Source organism: Deinococcus sp. Marseille-Q6407, from assembly GCF_946848805.1.
Classification (GTDB): Bacteria; Deinococcota; Deinococci; order Deinococcales; family Deinococcaceae; genus Deinococcus.
In genome coordinates, this window is record NZ_CAMPFU010000004.1 from 119,518 (window position 1) to 136,189 (window position 16,672).

The following is a 16,672-nucleotide window of genomic DNA, read 5'->3' on the forward strand; positions in this document are numbered from 1 at the left end:
CCCCTTGTGCGTTCGTTGGCCTGGGTCTAACCCGGCGGCGTACCGGCAACCTTTAAGCTGAAAGCCTTATGCGAATCGTGATCGTGGGCGGCGTGGCCGCCGGAATGAGTGCCGCCAGCCGGGCGCGGCGACAAAACCCCGACGCCGACATTGTGGTGTTCGAGGCGGGCGAGTTCATCTCCTACGCGGCCTGTGGGCTGCCCTATGCGCTGGGCGGCGAGGTAGAGGGCAGCGACTTCGGCCGGCTGGTGATCCGCACGCCGGGGCAAATGCGGCAGCGCGGGATTTCGGTGCGGCTGGGCTGTCAGGCCGAAGGGGTAGACGCCCGCGCCGGCACTGTGACGGTCCGTGGGCCGGACGGGGCCACCCGCGCCGAGCCGTATGACCGCTTGCTGCTGGCGACTGGCGCCGAGCCGGTGCGGCCTCCCTTTGCCCAGACGGACCTGCAGGGAGTCCACGTGCTCAAGTCCATTCCTGACGCGCAGGCGCTGGACGAGACTCTGCGGGACGCACAGCGGGTGTGCATTGTGGGCGGCGGCTATATCGGGCTGGAAATGGCCGAGATGCTGCGCCAACGTGGCCTGAGTGTGGTACTGGTAGAGCGGATGCCTGAAGTGGCTTCCATTCTGGACGAACCACTGCGCGCGCCGGTGCGGGCAGCGCTGGAACGCGGCGGCGTGGATGTCCGCACTGGCGTCAGCGTGAGTGGCCTGACCGGTCACGGGCGCGTGACCGGCGTGCAGACCGACGCCGGCCTGATTCGCGCCGATACCGTGCTGGTGGCGGTCGGCATTCGCCCCCGCACCGAGCTGGCTCGGGCGGCAGGCGTGACGCTGGGAGCAAGTGGTGCCATCGCCGTGAACAACCGCCAGGAAACGGACGTGCCGGGCATCTCTGCCGCCGGCGACTGCGCCGAAGCCCTCCACCGGGTGACCGGCCGGCCGGTATACATTCCGCTGGCGCTGACCGCCAACCGGGCGGGCCGGGTGGCTGGCGTGAACATGGCCGGCGGCGACGCCACCTTTCCCGGCATCGTGGGCACCGGTATTTTCAAGACGTTTGAGCTGGGCATCGGCCTGAGCGGGCTGACCCAGGCGCAGGCCGAGCAAGCCGGGTTGAAAGCCGCTTCGGTGGACCTGAGCACCACCGACGCCGCCGGCTACCATCGCGCCGCCCGGCCGGTCCACATTCGCCTGACCGGCGAGAAGGGCTCCGGCCGGCTGCTGGGCGCACAGATCGTGGCGGAAGAACACCACGCCGCCAAACGCATCGACGTGATTGCCGCCCTGCTGGGCACCGGCGCCAGCGTGCAGGACCTCTTCGACAGCGACTTGGCCTACGCTCCGCCTTTTTCCAGCACCTGGGATTTCCCGCTGGTGGCGGCCGACCGGCTGCTGCGGCTGCTGTAAAGCGGCGCTCGCCGGCCTGGAGAACTATCTCAGACTGGCGAGCTTCAACGTCTGCGGTTTCAGGTCAGGGGCGGGCCAGGTAGCGCTCGCCCCGGGGGGTCAGCCGCAGCAGCGGCAAAGGTGTGCCGGCGTCTTCGTCATCGGCATTGCGGCAGAGGCTTTTCAGGGCGCAGGGGCCGCACTGGCAGTCACCGGACTGTGGCTGCGCGGCCTGCACGTAGCCACTGCGCTCCAGCGTGAGCAGCATGCCTTCCAGCGCCTGCGGAGTGCTGCCCAGCCGCCCGGCCAACTCGGCCGGAGTAAGTGGCTCGCCGGCCACGGCCTGTAAAACGGTTTTCAGCAGCGGCATCTCGGTTCTTCCTTTCAGCCCCAGAAGGCCAGCGCGGTGCGGTAGGTGAGGAAGGCAGCCACCCAGGCGGTGACCAGCTGATACGCCACCGTGATCCAGGCAATGCGGCGGCCATGTTCCTGGGCAATGGCACCCACCGTGACCACGCAGGGCGTGTACAGCAGCACAAACACTAGATAAGCCAGCCCCGAAGCGGGCGTGAAAGCCTGGGCCAGCGCGGCGGCCAGTGGGGAACCCACTTCGGCGCTGCTGCTGGCGCTCAGCGAAGGCAGCGCAATCAATCCGGGCAGCGCGGCGAGGGTGGCGTTCACGGTGTCCCACAGGGCCTGGCCCGCCTGCTGCAAACCGGCCAGCAGGCCCAGCGGCGCGGCGGCGGCGGCCTGTTCACCCAGGTAAATCTGGCCCAGGGTGCCCACCACCACTTCCTTGGCGATGAAGCCGGGAATCAGGGCGCCGGTCGCCTGCCAGTCACCGAAGCCCAGCGGCGCGAACAGCGGCGAGAGCCAGCGGCTGACCATTCCGAAGACCGATTCGGCCGGGTTGACACTGGCAAAGCTGGCCCCGGCGGTGGCCGGCAGCGACAGCAGCAGCCAGACGCCGGTCACGGTCGCCAGCACAGTGGTGCGGGCGCGGCGCGCGAAGCTGGCGGTGCGGCGCCAGGCGTGTTTCCACAGCACCCGCCAGGCCGGGAAGCGGTAGGGCGGCAGTTCCAGCAGCACGCCGCTGCCCTCAGCCGGCAGGGTGGTGCGACGCAGCACCCAGGCGAAGGCCAGCGCCACCAGCATGCCCAGCACGTACAGCCCCCACACCAGCCAGCTGCCCGATTTGGGAAACAGCGCCGCCGCGAAAATCACGTACACCGGTAGCCGCGCCGAGCAGCTCATAAACGGCAGAATCATGCTGACCAGAATGCGGTCGCTGCGGTGTTCCAGCGTGCGAGTGGCCGACACGGCCGGCACGTTGCACCCGAAGCCCAGGATTAGGGGAATAAAGGCGCGGCCGTCCAGCCCCACCGAGCGCATCAATCGGTCCATCAGGAAAGCGACCCGGGCCATGTAACCGCTGTCTTCCAGAAAGGCCATCGCCAGGTACAGCACCAGCAGGGTGGGCAGGAAGCTGAGCACCGTGCCCACCCCCGGCAGGATGGCGCCCACCACCAGGTCGCGCAGCAGCGGCAAGCCGGCCAGCAGCCCGGCCGCCCAGACGCTGACCACTTCCAACAGCGGCCCGCCGATCAGGTCCACCCAGGGCGCCGCTACGGTGAAGGTGAGGCGGAAAACCAGCAGCAGCAGCGCGAAGAAAACGGGCAGGCCCAGCAGCGGGTGCAGGGTCAGCGCGTCCAGCCGCTCGCTGAGGGTGCGCCGCGCCTCGTAGGTGGGGGTAGCCAGCTGCGCGATGTCGCGGGCGCGGGCGTAGCGGGCCTCGGCGATGTCGATCAGGGGGTCCAGACCCTGGGCTTCCAGCGATTCGGTCAGGGCGTCGGCCTGCGCTGTCAGCTCGGCGTGCCCGGTGGCGACCAGGCGGCTGCGCAGGCTGGGGTCGCCTTCCAGCAGCGCCAGCGCCAGGTAACGCCGGGCGTGTGCCGGCAGGGTCGTGACCGCCTCCATGCCGCCCGTCAGCTGCCGCACCGCGTCCTCAACGGCGGCCGGGTAGCGCACCGGCTGCCCCGGCTGCGAGGCGAACAGCGCCGTTTCGATGACCTCGTCCACGCCCTGATTGTGGCTGGCCACCGTCTCGATGACTGGCACGCCCAGCTGCCGCGCCAGCGCCGCTGCGTCCACCTGAATCCCCTTGTCGCGGGCCTCATCTACCAGGTTCAGCACCACGCTGACCGGCAGCCCGAAGTCCAGCAGGCTGAGGGTGAGGTAGAGGTTACGCTCCAGGTTGCCGGCGTCCAGCACGTTGATAACTGCTTCGGGCGCCTCGTCCAGCAGGGCGGTGCGGGTAATCAGTTCCTCGGGGGTATGCGGGCTGAGCGAGTACGCGCCCGGCAGGTCCAGCAGCAGCAGTGGGCGGCCGCGGTGGTTCAGCGCCGCTTCGCGCTTTTCCACCGTCACGCCGGCCCAGTTGCCCACTTTCAGCTCGGTGCCGGCCACCGCGTTGATCAGGGTGGTCTTGCCCACGTTGGGGTTGCCGGTCACCATCACCCGGGGGCGGGCCGCGGCGCGCAGGCGCTCCAGCGTGTCCTGGCAGGCGTCTGGCAGGTTGGCAGGTAAGTCGTCGCCCGGCCGCGGCGGAATAAAAGTGGTCACCAGCTCACCTCAATAGCTTGCAGGTCGGCGCGGCGCAGCGCCAGATCGGTGCCGCCCAGCCGCAGTTCGACCGGGTCGCCGCCCGGAGCGGCGCGCAGCACCCGGATGGGCGCGCCACGAATGCAGCCCAGCTCCAACAGGCGGCGGCGCAGGGGGTGTGAGCGGTCGATGCCCACCACATGGGCAGGCTGGCCGGCAGGCAGTTGGGCAGCGGTTTGTCTGGTCATAGGGAAAGTTCCTGTGGCCGGCTAGAAGGGCAACTGGCGAATACCTGACCAGACTACTCCGATTTGTAGGGATTGCAAGGGGCCAGTGGCCTTTTCTGCCGTCTGGAAGCTGACCGACCGGTCCGGCAGCCATTCCCGTTGTTCCTTTTTGCATCCGCTTTCGTTCTGTCCTTCAGGGTGCCTGATTCTTCTCATGTTTCTGCCGCTGTCCCTCATTCTCGAACATTCTCAAGCAGGCAAAACGTGTCCTCATGCTAAATTGTCACGTCACTACAACATAAAGGAAGATAAAATATGATCACATTTTTGGTTTCACTGGTGATTCTGGTGGTGGGCTATTTCACCTATGGTGCCTGGATCGAACGGATGTTTCAGGCCAACGATGGCCGCCCCACCCCGGCACTGACCCATGCCGACGGTGTGGACTATGTGCCGATGGGCGAGGGCCGCAATTCGCTGATTCAGCCGCTGAATATTGCCGGTGTAGGCCCCATTTTCGGGCCGATCATGGGTGCCCTCTACGGGCCGGTGGCTTTTCTGTGGATCGTCTTCGGCTCGATTTTTGCCGGGGCCGTTCACGACTACCTGACCGGAATGATTTCTATCCGCAACGGCGGGGCGCACCTGCCCGCGCTGGCCGAGAAATACCTGGGCAAAGCCTTCCGGCATGTGGTCAATGCCTTTGGCGCTGCTGCTGCTGGTGCTGGTAGGCACGGTGTTCGTGACGGCGCCGGCTGGCCTGATCGTGGGCATCTCGCCGGCCTGGGTCACGCTGGGGCTGGTCACGGCGGTGATTTTACATCCTGGCCACCCTGCTGCCGGTGGACCAGATCATCGGGCGGCTGTATCCAGCGTTCGGGCTACTGCTGCTGATCAGCGCGGTGGGCATCGGCGGGTCGCTGATTCTGCGCGGCGCTCCCATCCCCGAGCTGACCCTGCAGAACCTGCACCCCGACAACGTGCCGATTTTCCCGCTGCTGTTTCTGACCATTTCCTGCGGGGCGCTGTCGGGCTTTCACGCCACGCAGTCACCCATCATTTCCCGCATCACCCAGCGTGAAAGCCAGGGCCGCGCCATTTTTTACGGCATGATGATCACCGAGGCCGTAATTGCCATGATCTGGGCCGCCGCCGCCATGAGCCTGTTTGACGGCCAGAGCCTGAACGCCCTGCTCAAGGCCAGCGGCCCCGCCGCCGTGGTCAGTCAGGTGGCGACCACCACCCTGGGCGCGGTGGGCGGCACGCTTGCCATCATCGGCGTGATCGTGCTGCCAATCACCTCCGGCGACACCGCTTTTCGCAGCGCCCGTATGATTATCGCGGATTATCTGAATATCGGTCAGCAGCACATCAGCAAGCGCCTGATGATCGCGCTGCCCATGTTCGTGATTGCCGCCGTGCTGACGCAGGTGGACTTCAATATCCTGTGGCGCTACTTCTCGTGGGCCAACCAGTCCACCGCCATGATCGCGCTGTGGGTGGGCGCGGTGTACCTGACCCTCTCGCGCAAGAACTTCTGGGTGGCACTGCTGCCTGCCATGTTCATGACCGCTGTGACCTTCACCTATATCCTGAACGCCCCGATCGGCTTCGGGCTGGCGCGCACGCTGTCTATCGCCGGTAGCCTGGTAATCACGGCCGCCTTTACTGCCGCTTTCTTTGCCGGTACCCGCCGGCAGCTGGCCGGCAGTGGCCCCGCCGTGGTGCCGGTAGACGAGCCGGCTGGCCCGGTCCGGGTGCCCACGGCTGCGGCCGGCGACTGAGCCTCAGAGCACTACCAAGTTCAGACAGGGCTGCTGCTCCGGAATGGAGAAGGCGGCCCTGCTTGGTGATTGCCCGGTGCCGGACAACGGGTGCTGGACAATGGGCGGCGGGGAACGGTCAGCGGATAGGAAAAGAGCGGCCGCCGCTCAGCCGGGGAGGCGAAGGCTTCCGCTCTCCTCGCCGGCAAGCTGGGTGCTGCCCCGCAGAAAGGTGGTCAGGGCGTGATGTTCGGGGCCCTGCATGGCCGGGGGCGGCGCAATCAGCAGCTGGTTGACCCCCACCAGCGGGGCTTCCAGGCCCAGGGTGGCGATCAGGCCCAGGTCGCGTTCGCGCTGCACGAACTCGCGTGGCAACAGGGCCACGCCGTGGCCGTCCAGCAGCGCCTCACGCACCCCGATCAGGCTGCCGAGTTCCAGGCTATGCGGGGTCAGGCCGGCACCTTGCAGCAGCCGCTCCGACTGCCGCCGCACCGACGAGGTCCTTACCGCCCACAGAAACGTTTCGTTTTTCAGAGCGTGCAGCGGGGCGTAGCGCAGCTCGGCCAGCGGGTGCCCGGCCGGCAGCGCTGCGACCAGATCGTCCTCGCCCATCTGCTGAATATCGAGCTTGTCGGTGGGCACCGACACCGGCCCCAGTACCAGCGCGGCGTCCAGATCGCCGCTCAGCACCAGTCCGGCCAGGGTGCTGGAATCGCCGGCCAACAGTTGCAGGTGCAGGCGCTGCTCGGCCCCGGCCGTTACCAACCCGTAAGCTCGCCGCCCCAGCGAGTACGACAGCCCCAGTTTCAGAATGCGTTCGGGCCGCTCCTGCACTCCGGCGATATGGTCGCCCACCTGCCGCAGGGCGCGGTCCACTGCGTGCGCGTAGGGCAGCAGCTGTTCGCCGGCCGGCGTCAGTTCCACCCCGTGCGCCCGGCGGCGGTAAAGCGCCTCGCCCAGCTGTTCCTGCAAGGCCCGCAGCTGACTGCTCACGGTGGGCTGACTGAGGTTCAGCTGCTCTGCGGCGCGGCTGACACTGCCCAGCTCCGCCACCACCGAAAAGGCGACCAGTTGGTCCGAACTGACTTTCATATGGCTCACTTTATCGCTTCTGCCAATACCCCAGCTGCCGATTTGCGGCTGTCATAGCAAGCGCCAATATCCGCCCGGCAACTTTTAACCGGCGAAAATAGTTGACTAAAGTCAATAATAGGCGTAGGTTAAATTCAACGGCGCCTCCTCTGGGGGCGTATCCAATTTCTAAACTGGTGGCCGCGCTAGAAACGGCGCGGCCTGGAGGACCACCTGCTGTGACCACATCCCCCCCCTCCTCACCGCCTTCCCCCGACCAGCTGCACGACGAGCAGATTCTGCGTTTTCTGAGTGGGCTGTGGCGCCTCAACCGCCGCATCAAGGCCGACGTGATTCCGCTGCTGGTGCCGTTCGGGCTGGACCTGCGGCTTTATTTCATTCTGCTGGCCATTCGCCGTGGTCAGCGCCATCCCAAGACCATTGCCGAAGGGCTGGATTTCCCGGCGAGCATGCTGAGCCGCTACCTTGAACAGCTGCGCACCCTCGGCTATACCGAGCGGCAACTGGACCCGGCCGATTCGCGCCGCATTCTGCTACAGGTGACGCCCGCCGGACATCAGGCGCTGGACGGCGCGATGGACGCCATCAAACGCAACACCAGCAAGCGGCTCAGCCAGCTGGACCCGGCCCGCCTGAGCGCCCTGCTGGACGCCATTGACGTGCTGACCAGCCTGGACCTGCCCACCAGCCCGCTTTCCCCTCCACACCCCAGCCCCGCCCAGAAGGAGACTGCATGACTGCACTGACCGATTCCGAAAAAGGAAAGGAAACCACCCCGGCCACTGCGCCGGCTGCCGCAGATACCCTGCCGCACTACACCGAGGCCGAACGTAAAATCACCCTGACCGGGCTGATGGTGGTCTTCCTGCTGGCGGCCCTCAGCCAGAACGTGGTGGGCACCGCCATGCCGCGCATTATCGAGGACCTCAAGGGCTTTAACCTCTACACCTGGGTGACCACCGCCTACCTGCTGGCCGGCACGGTGATGGTGCCGATTTACGGCAAGCTGTCGGACCTCTACGGCCGCAAGCCGGTTCTGATTTTCGGGATTGTGGTGTTCCTGCTGGGCAGTGCCCTGTGTGGACTGGCCGGCGAGCCGTTCCTGGGCAATTTCCTGGGTGGCGGCATGAACCAGCTGATTGCCTTCCGCGCCGTGGCCGGCTTTGGCGGTGCCGCCCTCTTTACCACGGCCTTTACCATCCTGGCCGATATGTTCGAGCCGGCCGAGCGTGCCAAGTTCGGCGGCCTGTTCGGGGCCATCTTCGGCCTGAGCGCCGTGCTGGGGCCTATTATCGGCGGCTTCCTGACCGATAGCCTGTCCTGGCGCTGGACTTTTTATGTGAACCTGCCGCTGGGCTTGCTGGCGCTGTTCCTGATCGTGGCCAAGATGCCGCGTCTGGGCCAGCGCAGTGGCGGCAAGATTGATTTCCTGGGTGCGCTGTTTATTCTGGGCGCCACCATTCCGCTGCTGCTGGCACTGACCTGGGGCGGCATCACTTACCCCTGGGACAGCACCACCATCCTCAGCCTGCTGGGCGGCGCTTTTGTCAGCCTGCTGGCGTTCCTGTTCGCAGAAAGCCGGGCCTCGGACCCCATCATTCCGCTCAGCCTCTTCCGCATTCCGATGTTCCGCACCGGCAACCTGGCCTCGTTCGTGATCAACATGGCCTTTTTCGGCGTGGTGATGTTCCTGCCGCTGTACATGCAGATGGTGCTGGGCGTGTCGCCCACCAAGAGCGGCATGAGCATGCTGCCGCTGATGGCGGGCCTGATGGGCTCCAGCATCCTGGCCGGCAACGTGGTGGCCAAGACCGGCGCTTACAAGCCCTGGATGATCGGCGGCGGCATCGTGCTGGTGTTCGGCATGTGGCTGCTGACCGGCCTGCAGGCCGAATCCACCCTCACCGACCTGTACTGGCGCATGTTTATCGTGGGTCTGGGCCTGGGCCCGGCGCAGAGCCTCTTTACCCTGGCAATTCAGAACGCCGTGCCGGTACGTGAACTGGGTGTGGCGACTTCCAGCAGCCAGTTTTTCCGGCAGATCGGTTCCACCATCGGCGCGGCCGTCTTCGGCACTCTGCTGATGAACAACCTGCACACCGAACTGCCCAAGCACCTGCCCGAAGTGCCCGGCGCGCAGATGGACACCAAGAACATCGACCTCGGCGCCCTACGCGCGGCCGGTTCCGGCAAGGGTGGCCCCGGCGTCAAGATCAAGCAGGCCTTCAACGACCAGTACGTTCAGATCGAGAAGGCCATGAACGGGGATCAGGCCGCCGCCAAGGCCATTCAGGCCAACCCGCAGCTGCCCAACGAACTGAAGACGCTGGCGACCGGCGGCCTGAAGGCGCAGGTTCACCAGAAGCTCAGCACCCAGGCGGCCGGCATCAAAGCGGCCCTCAGCCAGGGCGAAGCGGGCCGGCAGGTGCTGCTCAACAACGCCGAAACGCCTCAGGCCCTCAAGGACCAGCTCAAGTCCATTCCGCCGCAGGCCTTCGCTACCCCGCAGGGCTCGGCTGCGGTGGCTGCCAAAGTCAGCCAGGCTGTGATGGCGCAGGAAGACAAGGTCTACGGCCAGGCCAAGGACAAGGCCCTGGCCACCATCAAGACCCGGCTGGACAAGCAGGGCACCGAGCTGGCCGACAAGGTGGACACCGGCCTGAAGGAAGGCTTCACCGCCGCCATGACCCGGATGTTCGGCAGTGCGATCTGGTTCGCGGTGGCCGGCCTGATCATCACGCTGCTGGTGCCGGTGCTGCCGCTGGTCAGCCGCCGCAGCGCCGCCGCCCAGCAGCCTGAAGCCGAGGCGCCCACGACCTCTGCCTGAGCTTTACGGCCGGTAACCGCCCAAGCGAAGTTCCAAGAAAGAGCGCCCCCGATGCAATAGGGGCGCTCTTTTTGCTGGAGGTTGGCCGGGAAGGGTTCAGGCGGTTGGCAGGCTGGCCGGAAATTTACTCGCCGCGCGCTGCCGCGACCAGTTCGCCGTTCAGCACCGCTTCGCGGATGCGCAGCACTTCGGGCCGGAAATAGCGGTCACCTTCCAGGGTGGGCATCAGGGTACGCAGGTATTTCCAGGCGCGGTCCACGCCTACGCCGGGAGTGAGGGACTGAAAGTCCAGGCCCTGCGCCGCGCAGGCCAGTTCGATGGCCAGCACGCCCGCCACGTTGTTCACGATATCGCGCAGCTGCCGCGCTCCGTGGGCGCCCATGCTGACATGGTCTTCCTGGTTGGCCGAGGTGGGAATGCTGTCCACGCTGGCCGGGTGGGCCAGCACTTTGTTCTCGCTGACCAAGGCCGCCGCCGTGTACTGCGCGATCATAAAGCCGCTGTTGAGGCCGCCCTGCGGGGTCAGAAAAGCGGGCAGCCGGCTGAGTGCAGGGTTCAGCAGCTGCTCGGTGCGCCGCTCGGAGATGCTACCCAGCTCGGCCACCGCCACCTTGAGGGCGTCGGTGGTCACAGCCAGCGGCTGCCCGTGAAAGTTGCCGCCCGAGACGACTTCACCGGTGTCCGGGAAAATCAGCGGGTTGTCGGTCACGGAGGCGAACTCGGTGGCCAGCACCTGCTCGGCGTGGGGCAGGGCGTCCCAGGTGGCGCCGTGCACCTGCGGCACTGCCCGCAAGCTGTAGGGGTCCTGCACCCGGCCGTCGCCGGTCAGGTGGCTGGGGGCAATTTCGGAATCTTTCAGGTAGCCGCGCAGCTCGCCGGCCACCGCCAGCGCGCCGGGGTGCGGGCGCAGGCCCACCACGTCGGCCTGAAAGGGGCGGTGCGAGCCGTAGCGGGCCTCCACCGTCATGGCAGCAGCCAGGTTGGCAGTGTCCAGCAGCGTGCGGGCGTCGGCCAGGGCCAGGGCCAGCAGGCTGCCCATCAGCTGGGTGCCGTTGATCAGGGCCAGGCCCTCTTTGGCCTGCAGGGTCAGCGGGGTCATGCCCAGTTCGGCCAGCACCTCGGCGGCGGGGCGCACCCGTCCCTGATACTCGATCTCGCCCAGGCCCAGCAGCCCCAGCGTCAGGTGGGCCAGCGGGGCCAGGTCCCCCGAGGCGCCCACGCTGCCCTGAGCCGGGACCACCGGCAGGGCGTCGGCGTTCAGCAGGGTCAGCAGCGCCTCGACCACGGCGGGGCGCACGCCGGAATGCCCCAGAGAAAGTGACTGCGCCCGCAGCAGTAGCATGCCGCGCACCACTTCGCGGGGCAGAGGCTGGCCCATGCCGATGGCGTGCGACACGATCAGGTTGTGCTGCAACTGCGTGAGCTGTTCGCGGCTGACCTGCACGTTCTCGAACTTGCCGAAGCCGGTGTTCACGCCGTAGATGGGCGTGTCGCCCTCCACGATTTGTTCGATGACAGCCCGCGCCCGCTCAATGCGTGCCCGCGCGGCGGCCGAAAGTTCCACTTTTTCAAAGCCGCGCACCACGCTGATAAAGCCCTCCAGAGTGAGGTTATTGTCCAGAATCATATTGGCTCCTTTTGATCTAATTCTCTTTGCGAAATTATGCTGCTGAGCCAGTCGGGGGATTGAAGTTCAGCGTTTCTGTCCTGTGCTGCCGGGGAGAGCCTCAGCCCAGCCAGCCGGCCGCTATGCCGACCCGGTAGACCAGGCTGGCCAGCACAATACTCAGGCCGATCCGCAGCAGCCAGATCAGCAGCAGACGGCCCAGGCCCAGCGGAATCCGGGTGGCCAGCATACAGGGCACGCTGCCCGAGAAGAAAATCACGCTGCTTACGCAGGTGACGGCTGCCAGGTAGCGGGTTGCCAGGTCGGCGTCCTTGAGCAGCAGCGCTGGCAGGAACATCTCGGCCAGCCCCGAAGCCAGGGCGCCTGAGTGAGCGGCGGTGCCGGGCAGCGCGGTCAGCCACAGGAAAGGCTTGAGCAGCAGCCCCACCGCGTCGAACACTGGCGTGTACTTGGACAGCACCAGCCCCAGAAACCCGATGGCCAGAATAGAAGGGGCCACCACCGACGCCATATTGATGCCGTCGCGCAGATTGTCCAGCAGCATCTGGCCCAGCGGCGGACGGGCGCGGGCCACCTGCAGCCCGGCCTCCAGCGCCTGCGCGGCGCGGTGGCCTGGCTGTGGCTGCGGATCGGGGTTGGCCTCGTGCTCGTCCAGCCCGGCGAGGGGCGGCAGCCAGGCGGTCACGGCCGTGACCACGAAGGTGATCAGCATGGTGGACCAGAAGTAGAAGTTCCAGCTGTCCATCAGCCCCAGCGTGCGGGCCACCACCATGAAGGTGGCCGAGACGGTGGAAAAGCCGGTGGCAATAATGGGCGCCTCGCGCAGCGAGTATTTGCCTTCTAGAAAGACCCGGTTGGTAATCAGCAGGCCGATGGAGTAGCTGCCCACGAACGACGCCACCGCGTCGATGGCCGAGCTGCCCGGCGTGCGGAACAGTGGCCGCATCACCGGCTCCATCAGTACACCCACCGCTTCGAGCAGACCGAAGCCCAGCAAAAAGGTGAGCGCCAGGGCGCCGATGGGAATCAGGATGCCCACCACCAGCGCCAGTTTCTCGAACAGAAAAGGCAGCATGTCAGGCGCCATCGCCCAGGCGGGTGCCAGCTGGGTCAGATAAAGCCCGGCCAGAATCAGCCCCAGCCACTTGAAAAAGGTAAAGACCTTCTCGCTGGTGCTGCTGCGAAACCGGCCGTCCAGCAGCGGCGAAACGGCGCCCCAGGCCATCAGTGCCAGGACCAGACCCACGGCCAGCGGGCGGGCCTGCGTGACCAGCAGCGTGGTGAGGTGGTCTGGGATGATGGTGCTGCGTTCACCCAGCGTGACCGGAACAAAGAACAGCAGCAGGCCGAGGGCGCTGAAGCCTATCAGTTGCAGCAGGTTCAGAGTGTTGGACGCCGGGGGCGAGCCGGTAAGCGTGGTGCGGGGGGAAGGCTGGGACATGGGGGTGCCTCCTGGGGCTATCTCCGGCAGCTCAGCGGCCTGGAGTCGAAGTCACGGATGAGAGAGAGGAGTGCTCCGCTGCACCTGCGCTACCGCCTGGCCGCCCAGCGTATAGGTCACCTCGCGCCAGTCGGGACCGTTCAGCACGCAGAAGTCGGCCCGCTGGCCGGCGCTGAGGCTGCCACGGTCGTTCAGGCCCAGGGCGTGCGCCGCGTTGACGGTACAGGCGCTCAGGGCTTCGGCGGGAGTCAGGCCATTCAGGCGCACCGCCAGTGCCAGCGCCAGCTGGGTGCTGAACAGCGGCGAGGAGCCGGGGTTCAGGTCGGTGCCCACTGCCACGCAGGCGCCGGCGTCCACCAGCTGCCGGGCCGGGGCGGCGGGCAGGCGCAGGTGCAGCGTCACGCCTGGCAGCACCGTCGCCACGGTGTCCGAAGCGGCCAGCGCGGCAATCTGCGCAGGGCCGCTGGCCTCAAGGTGGTCCACGCTCAGCGCGCCCAGTTCGCAGGCCAGCTCGGTGCCGCCGATGGCGTGGAACTGGTCGGCGTGCAACTTGAGCTGAAGGCCGTTGGCTGCCCCGGCCAGAAAAATGGCGCGGGTTTCCTCCACCGTGAAGGCTTCCTTTTCGGTGAACACGTCCACCGCCTGCGCCAGTCCCTGCCGGGCCACCTCGGGAATCAGTTCTTGGCACACGCCCTGCACGTAGCAGGCGCGGCCTTCCTCGGGCGGCACATGAATCAGCAGGGTGGGGCACAGCTCGAATTCGCCTTGTAGCTCGCGCACCGCCTGCAACATCCGCAGTTCGGCCCCAAATTCCAGGCCATAGCCGCTCTTGACTTCGGTGGTGGCCGCACCCGAAGCAACCAGAGCAGCCAGGCGCGGGTGGGTCAGGGCCACCAGTTCGTCCAGCCCGGCGGCCGCCGTGGCCCGCATGGTGGAGCGAATGCCGCCGCCGCGGGCCAGGATTTCCTCGTAGGTGGCGCCTTGCAACTTGGCTTCCCAGTCGGCCAGCCGGTTGCCGGCCCAGACTGCGTGGGTGTGAGGATCGATCAGCCCCGGCACCACGGCCCGGCCGCCCAGATCCACCACGTTTGCGGTGGCCGGCGCCTGTGCCGCGGGCCCGACCCACTCGATCACGCCGCCGCGGACCAGCAGCGCCGCGTTCTCGGTGATCTCCAGCCGGCCCATCTCGGCGCCGCGCTGGGGGCCGGGGCGGGGGGTCGCCAGCTGGGAAATGCCGGTGTAGAGCGTCTCGGCCGGCATAGAATCAGCGGGCATCACATCAGTGGGCATCAAACACCTCGCACAGGGTTTCCATGATCAGACGGGCCATCAGCAGTTCGCTGCGGCCGCTGGGGTCGAGATTGGGGGCCAGTTCCACCAGGTCCAGGCCCACCACCGTATTGTTCCGCGCCGCCGCTGCCAGCAGCTGCATGCCCTGCGCGTAGCTCAGGCCGTCCGGCTCGGGGCTGGAGGTGCCGGGAATTACGGCCGGGTCAAAGCCGTCCACGTCAACCGAGAAATAGACGTTTTGCCCTTTTGGCAGCTGTTCCAGCACGCTGCTCAGGTCGGCGGTGACGTCTTCCATCGGAATGAGCGCATGGCCCCGTGCCCGCGCCGCCGCCACCGCTTCGGGGTCAAAGCGCAGGCCGCGCAGGCCGACAGTGGTGATGTGGACCAGGTTGGGCATCGCTTCGCAGGCCCGGCGGAAGGGGCTGGAATTGCTCCATTTCGTGTTGCGCACATCGGTAAAGTCCAGGTGGGCGTCCAGTTGCACCACATGCAGGTCAGGCACGTCGCTGAAAGCCTGCAGCAGCGGATAGCTCACCGAGTGGTCGCCACCCAGAAAGACCGGCAGACGGCAGCGCTCCCGCAGTTGCCGGGCGGCCTCGGTGGTGCGTTCATGCGCCAGTTCCGGTTCCAGACTGGGCAGGATCACGTCGCCAGCGTCGGCAAAGGTCACGCCCTGCAGGCGGGTTTTGCCGTTCAGCCCTGTAAAAGGCGGCACACTTCGCAGGGACGCTTCCCGCAACGCACGCGGCGCAAAGCGGGCGCCAGGGCGAAAGCCCAGCGCAATGTCGAACGGCACGCCCAGCGCCGCCACGTCTGCCTGCCAGTCGCCGTCTGGTGCGACGAGCGGGGCGCGGGCGAAGGTGGGAATGCCGGAATAGGTGAGGTGGGTGGGTTGAGTCATGGGATAGGTTCTTCTCCCGGGTTCTGGGGCCTGCGGCGATTCTGGCTGCCGCAGGTCGGCGGTAGGGCTTTTACTCGTGGTTCTTGATCCCCAGGCTGGGCAGGTCGATGCCGCGCTCCTGCGCCGTTTCGATCGCGTGTTCGTAGCCGGCGTCGGCGTGGCGAATCACGCCCATGCCGGGGTCGTTCAGCAGGCAGCGGCTCAGGCGCTCGGCGGCTTCGTCGCTGCCGTCGGCCAGCGCCACCAGGCCGGAGTGCTGCGAGAAGCCCAGACCCACGCCGCCGCCGTGGTGAAAGCTCATCCACGCGGCGCCCGAGGCGATGCCGGTGCCGACCACCCAGCGGAAGGGACCACGCCCCTCACAGAAGGAATCACGGATAAAGGCCGGCACGAAGCCGGGGTAGCTGAAGGCATCCTCCACGCCGGCTTCGAAGGCGCGCTGGCGCAGGTTGTTGCCGTAATCGAAAGCCACCGCGCCGCGCTTTTGCAGCTCCAGAATGGCCCGCACGTGCCGCGCCATCGCCTCGTAAGCCCGGGCGCGGTAGTCGTCCGGGTGCTCGCTGCGCAGTTTGGAAGCGTCCTCGTCGGGGCGCATCACCGGGATATAGCCCCACATCGGGTCGTGGGCGCTGGTCTGGTCGGTGATCAGGTCGGGCGTCCAGTTCATGTCCACCAGAGCGGGCACCAGTTCGGCCGCGTTGCCCAGCACGCCGATAGAGCGGGCCACGCCCTCGGCCTTGTACCCCTCGGCCCGCTTGATGGCGTCCTGCAGGTTATCGGCCACCTCGTCCAGGTAGCGGGTTTCCAGCCGCTTTTCGATGCGGGTGGGGTCAATCTCGATGCAGACGGCCACTCCGCCGGCCAGCTTGACGGCCAGCGGCTGTGCGCCGCCCATGCCGCCCAGGCCGGCAGTCACGGTGATGGTGCCGGCGAGCGAGCCGCCAAAGTGCTTGCGGGCCGCTCCGGCAAAGGTTTCGTAGGTGCCCTGCAAGATGCCCTGCGTGCCGATATAGATCCAGCTGCCAGCGGTCATCTGGCCATACATCATCAGCCCGGCCTGGTCCAACCGGTCGAACTCTTCCCAGGTGGCCCAGTGCGGCACCAGGTTGGAGTTGGCAATCAGGACGCGCGGCGCCTGCGCGAAGGGGCGGAACACGGCCACCGGCTTGCCGCTCTGAATCAGCAGGGTTTCGTCGTTCTCCAGCCGGTCGAGGGTTTCCACGATCTTGTCGAACGCTTCCCAGCTGCGGGCGGCCTTGCTGCGGCCGCCGTACACCACCAGATTCTCGGGGTGTTCGGCCACTTCGGGGTCGAGGTTATTCATCAGCATGCGCTTGGCAGCTTCTTGAATCCAGCCTTTGGCGGTTTTCTGGGTGCCACGCGGGGCACGAATGACACGGGGTTCGGTCAGGGTCTTCTGGGGTTCCTCCTTGGATTTTGATGTGTTCCTATGCTGCCGCTGAGTTAAACCAGCCACAAGACCCTTTTCCGCCTCCTCCGGAAAAGCTTTACACT

General features: G+C 66.7%; 14 protein-coding genes. 5 read left to right on the top strand and 9 right to left on the bottom strand.

The features are described from left to right. Positions 1-68 precede the first annotated feature (68 nt). Complete coding sequence (locus OCI36_RS10330; RefSeq protein WP_261665006.1) at positions 69-1,409, top strand: FAD-dependent oxidoreductase; 1,341 nt, start codon at positions 69-71, stop codon at positions 1,407-1,409. Between the two features lie 64 nt (positions 1,410-1,473). Here OCI36_RS10330 and OCI36_RS10335 read toward each other — a convergent pair whose 3' ends face one another. Genes OCI36_RS10335 through OCI36_RS10345 form a run of 3 tightly spaced genes read right to left on the bottom strand, consistent with a single transcriptional unit; the run spans position 1,474 to position 4,237 of the window. Continuing rightward, the gene (locus OCI36_RS10335; protein WP_261665007.1) at positions 1,474-1,758 is read right to left on the bottom strand and encodes a FeoC-like transcriptional regulator; all 285 of its coding nucleotides are present in this window, start codon (positions 1,756-1,758) and stop codon (positions 1,474-1,476) included. Between the two features lie 14 nt (positions 1,759-1,772). After that, a complete protein-coding gene (gene feoB / locus OCI36_RS10340; protein WP_261665008.1) occupies positions 1,773-4,010 on the bottom strand; it encodes a ferrous iron transport protein B in 2,238 nt (745 codons plus the stop codon). Then, on the bottom strand, positions 4,007-4,237 hold the full coding sequence (locus tag OCI36_RS10345; RefSeq protein ID WP_261665009.1) for a ferrous iron transport protein A: 231 nt from the start codon (positions 4,235-4,237) through the stop codon (positions 4,007-4,009). Before OCI36_RS10345 ends, feoB begins: the two co-directional genes overlap by 4 nt. 294 nt (positions 4,238-4,531) lie before the next feature. On the opposite strand from OCI36_RS10345, the gene OCI36_RS10350 reads away from it, so the two are divergent. Continuing rightward, positions 4,532-5,110: a carbon starvation CstA family protein gene (locus tag OCI36_RS10350; protein ID WP_261665010.1), complete on the top strand. Its 579-nt coding sequence runs from the start codon at positions 4,532-4,534 to the stop codon at positions 5,108-5,110. Then, a complete protein-coding gene (locus OCI36_RS10355; RefSeq protein ID WP_261665011.1) occupies positions 5,059-6,000 on the top strand; it encodes a carbon starvation CstA family protein in 942 nt (313 codons plus the stop codon). The genes OCI36_RS10350 and OCI36_RS10355 overlap by 52 nt, the downstream gene beginning before the upstream one ends. A gap of 147 nt (positions 6,001-6,147) precedes the next feature. Here the strand turns inward: OCI36_RS10355 and OCI36_RS10360 are convergent, their stop codons facing one another. Next, positions 6,148-7,071 carry a LysR family transcriptional regulator gene (locus tag OCI36_RS10360; RefSeq protein WP_261665012.1) on the bottom strand — a complete coding sequence of 308 codons (924 nt, stop codon included), beginning with the start codon at positions 7,069-7,071 and terminating at the stop codon, positions 6,148-6,150. A 218-nt stretch (positions 7,072-7,289) separates the two neighbouring features. Here OCI36_RS10360 and OCI36_RS10365 point away from each other — a divergent pair, with 218 nt between their 5' ends. Both OCI36_RS10365 and OCI36_RS10370 read left to right on the top strand, forming a co-directional pair. Beyond that, positions 7,290-7,808, top strand: a complete 519-nt coding sequence (locus OCI36_RS10365) for a MarR family winged helix-turn-helix transcriptional regulator (protein WP_261665013.1) — start codon at positions 7,290-7,292, stop codon at positions 7,806-7,808. Continuing rightward, entirely contained in the window at positions 7,805-9,898 is a 2,094-nt protein-coding gene (locus OCI36_RS10370; protein ID WP_261665014.1) for an MDR family MFS transporter, read from the top strand. The genes OCI36_RS10365 and OCI36_RS10370 overlap by 4 nt, the downstream gene beginning before the upstream one ends. A 124-nt stretch (positions 9,899-10,022) precedes the next feature. On the opposite strand, the gene hutH is transcribed toward OCI36_RS10370, so the two are convergent. The 5 genes from hutH to hutU form a co-directional block, all read right to left on the bottom strand. Beyond that, the gene (gene hutH, locus OCI36_RS10375; RefSeq protein ID WP_261665015.1) at positions 10,023-11,525 is read right to left on the bottom strand and encodes a histidine ammonia-lyase; all 1,503 of its coding nucleotides are present in this window, start codon (positions 11,523-11,525) and stop codon (positions 10,023-10,025) included. Between the two features lie 100 nt (positions 11,526-11,625). Continuing rightward, the gene (locus OCI36_RS10380) at positions 11,626-12,966 is read right to left on the bottom strand and encodes a YjiH family protein (protein ID WP_261665016.1); all 1,341 of its coding nucleotides are present in this window, start codon (positions 12,964-12,966) and stop codon (positions 11,626-11,628) included. A gap of 51 nt (positions 12,967-13,017) precedes the next feature. Next, the gene (gene hutI, locus OCI36_RS10385) at positions 13,018-14,241 is read right to left on the bottom strand and encodes an imidazolonepropionase (RefSeq protein ID WP_261665017.1); all 1,224 of its coding nucleotides are present in this window, start codon (positions 14,239-14,241) and stop codon (positions 13,018-13,020) included. A 4-nt stretch (positions 14,242-14,245) separates the two neighbouring features. Beyond that, on the bottom strand, positions 14,246-15,157 hold the full coding sequence (locus tag OCI36_RS10390) for an arginase family protein (protein ID WP_261665018.1): 912 nt from the start codon (positions 15,155-15,157) through the stop codon (positions 14,246-14,248). Between the two features lie 70 nt (positions 15,158-15,227). Continuing rightward, positions 15,228-16,568, bottom strand: a complete 1,341-nt coding sequence (gene hutU / locus OCI36_RS10395; protein ID WP_261665227.1) for a urocanate hydratase — start codon at positions 16,566-16,568, stop codon at positions 15,228-15,230. Positions 16,569-16,672: the final 104 nt, after the last annotated feature.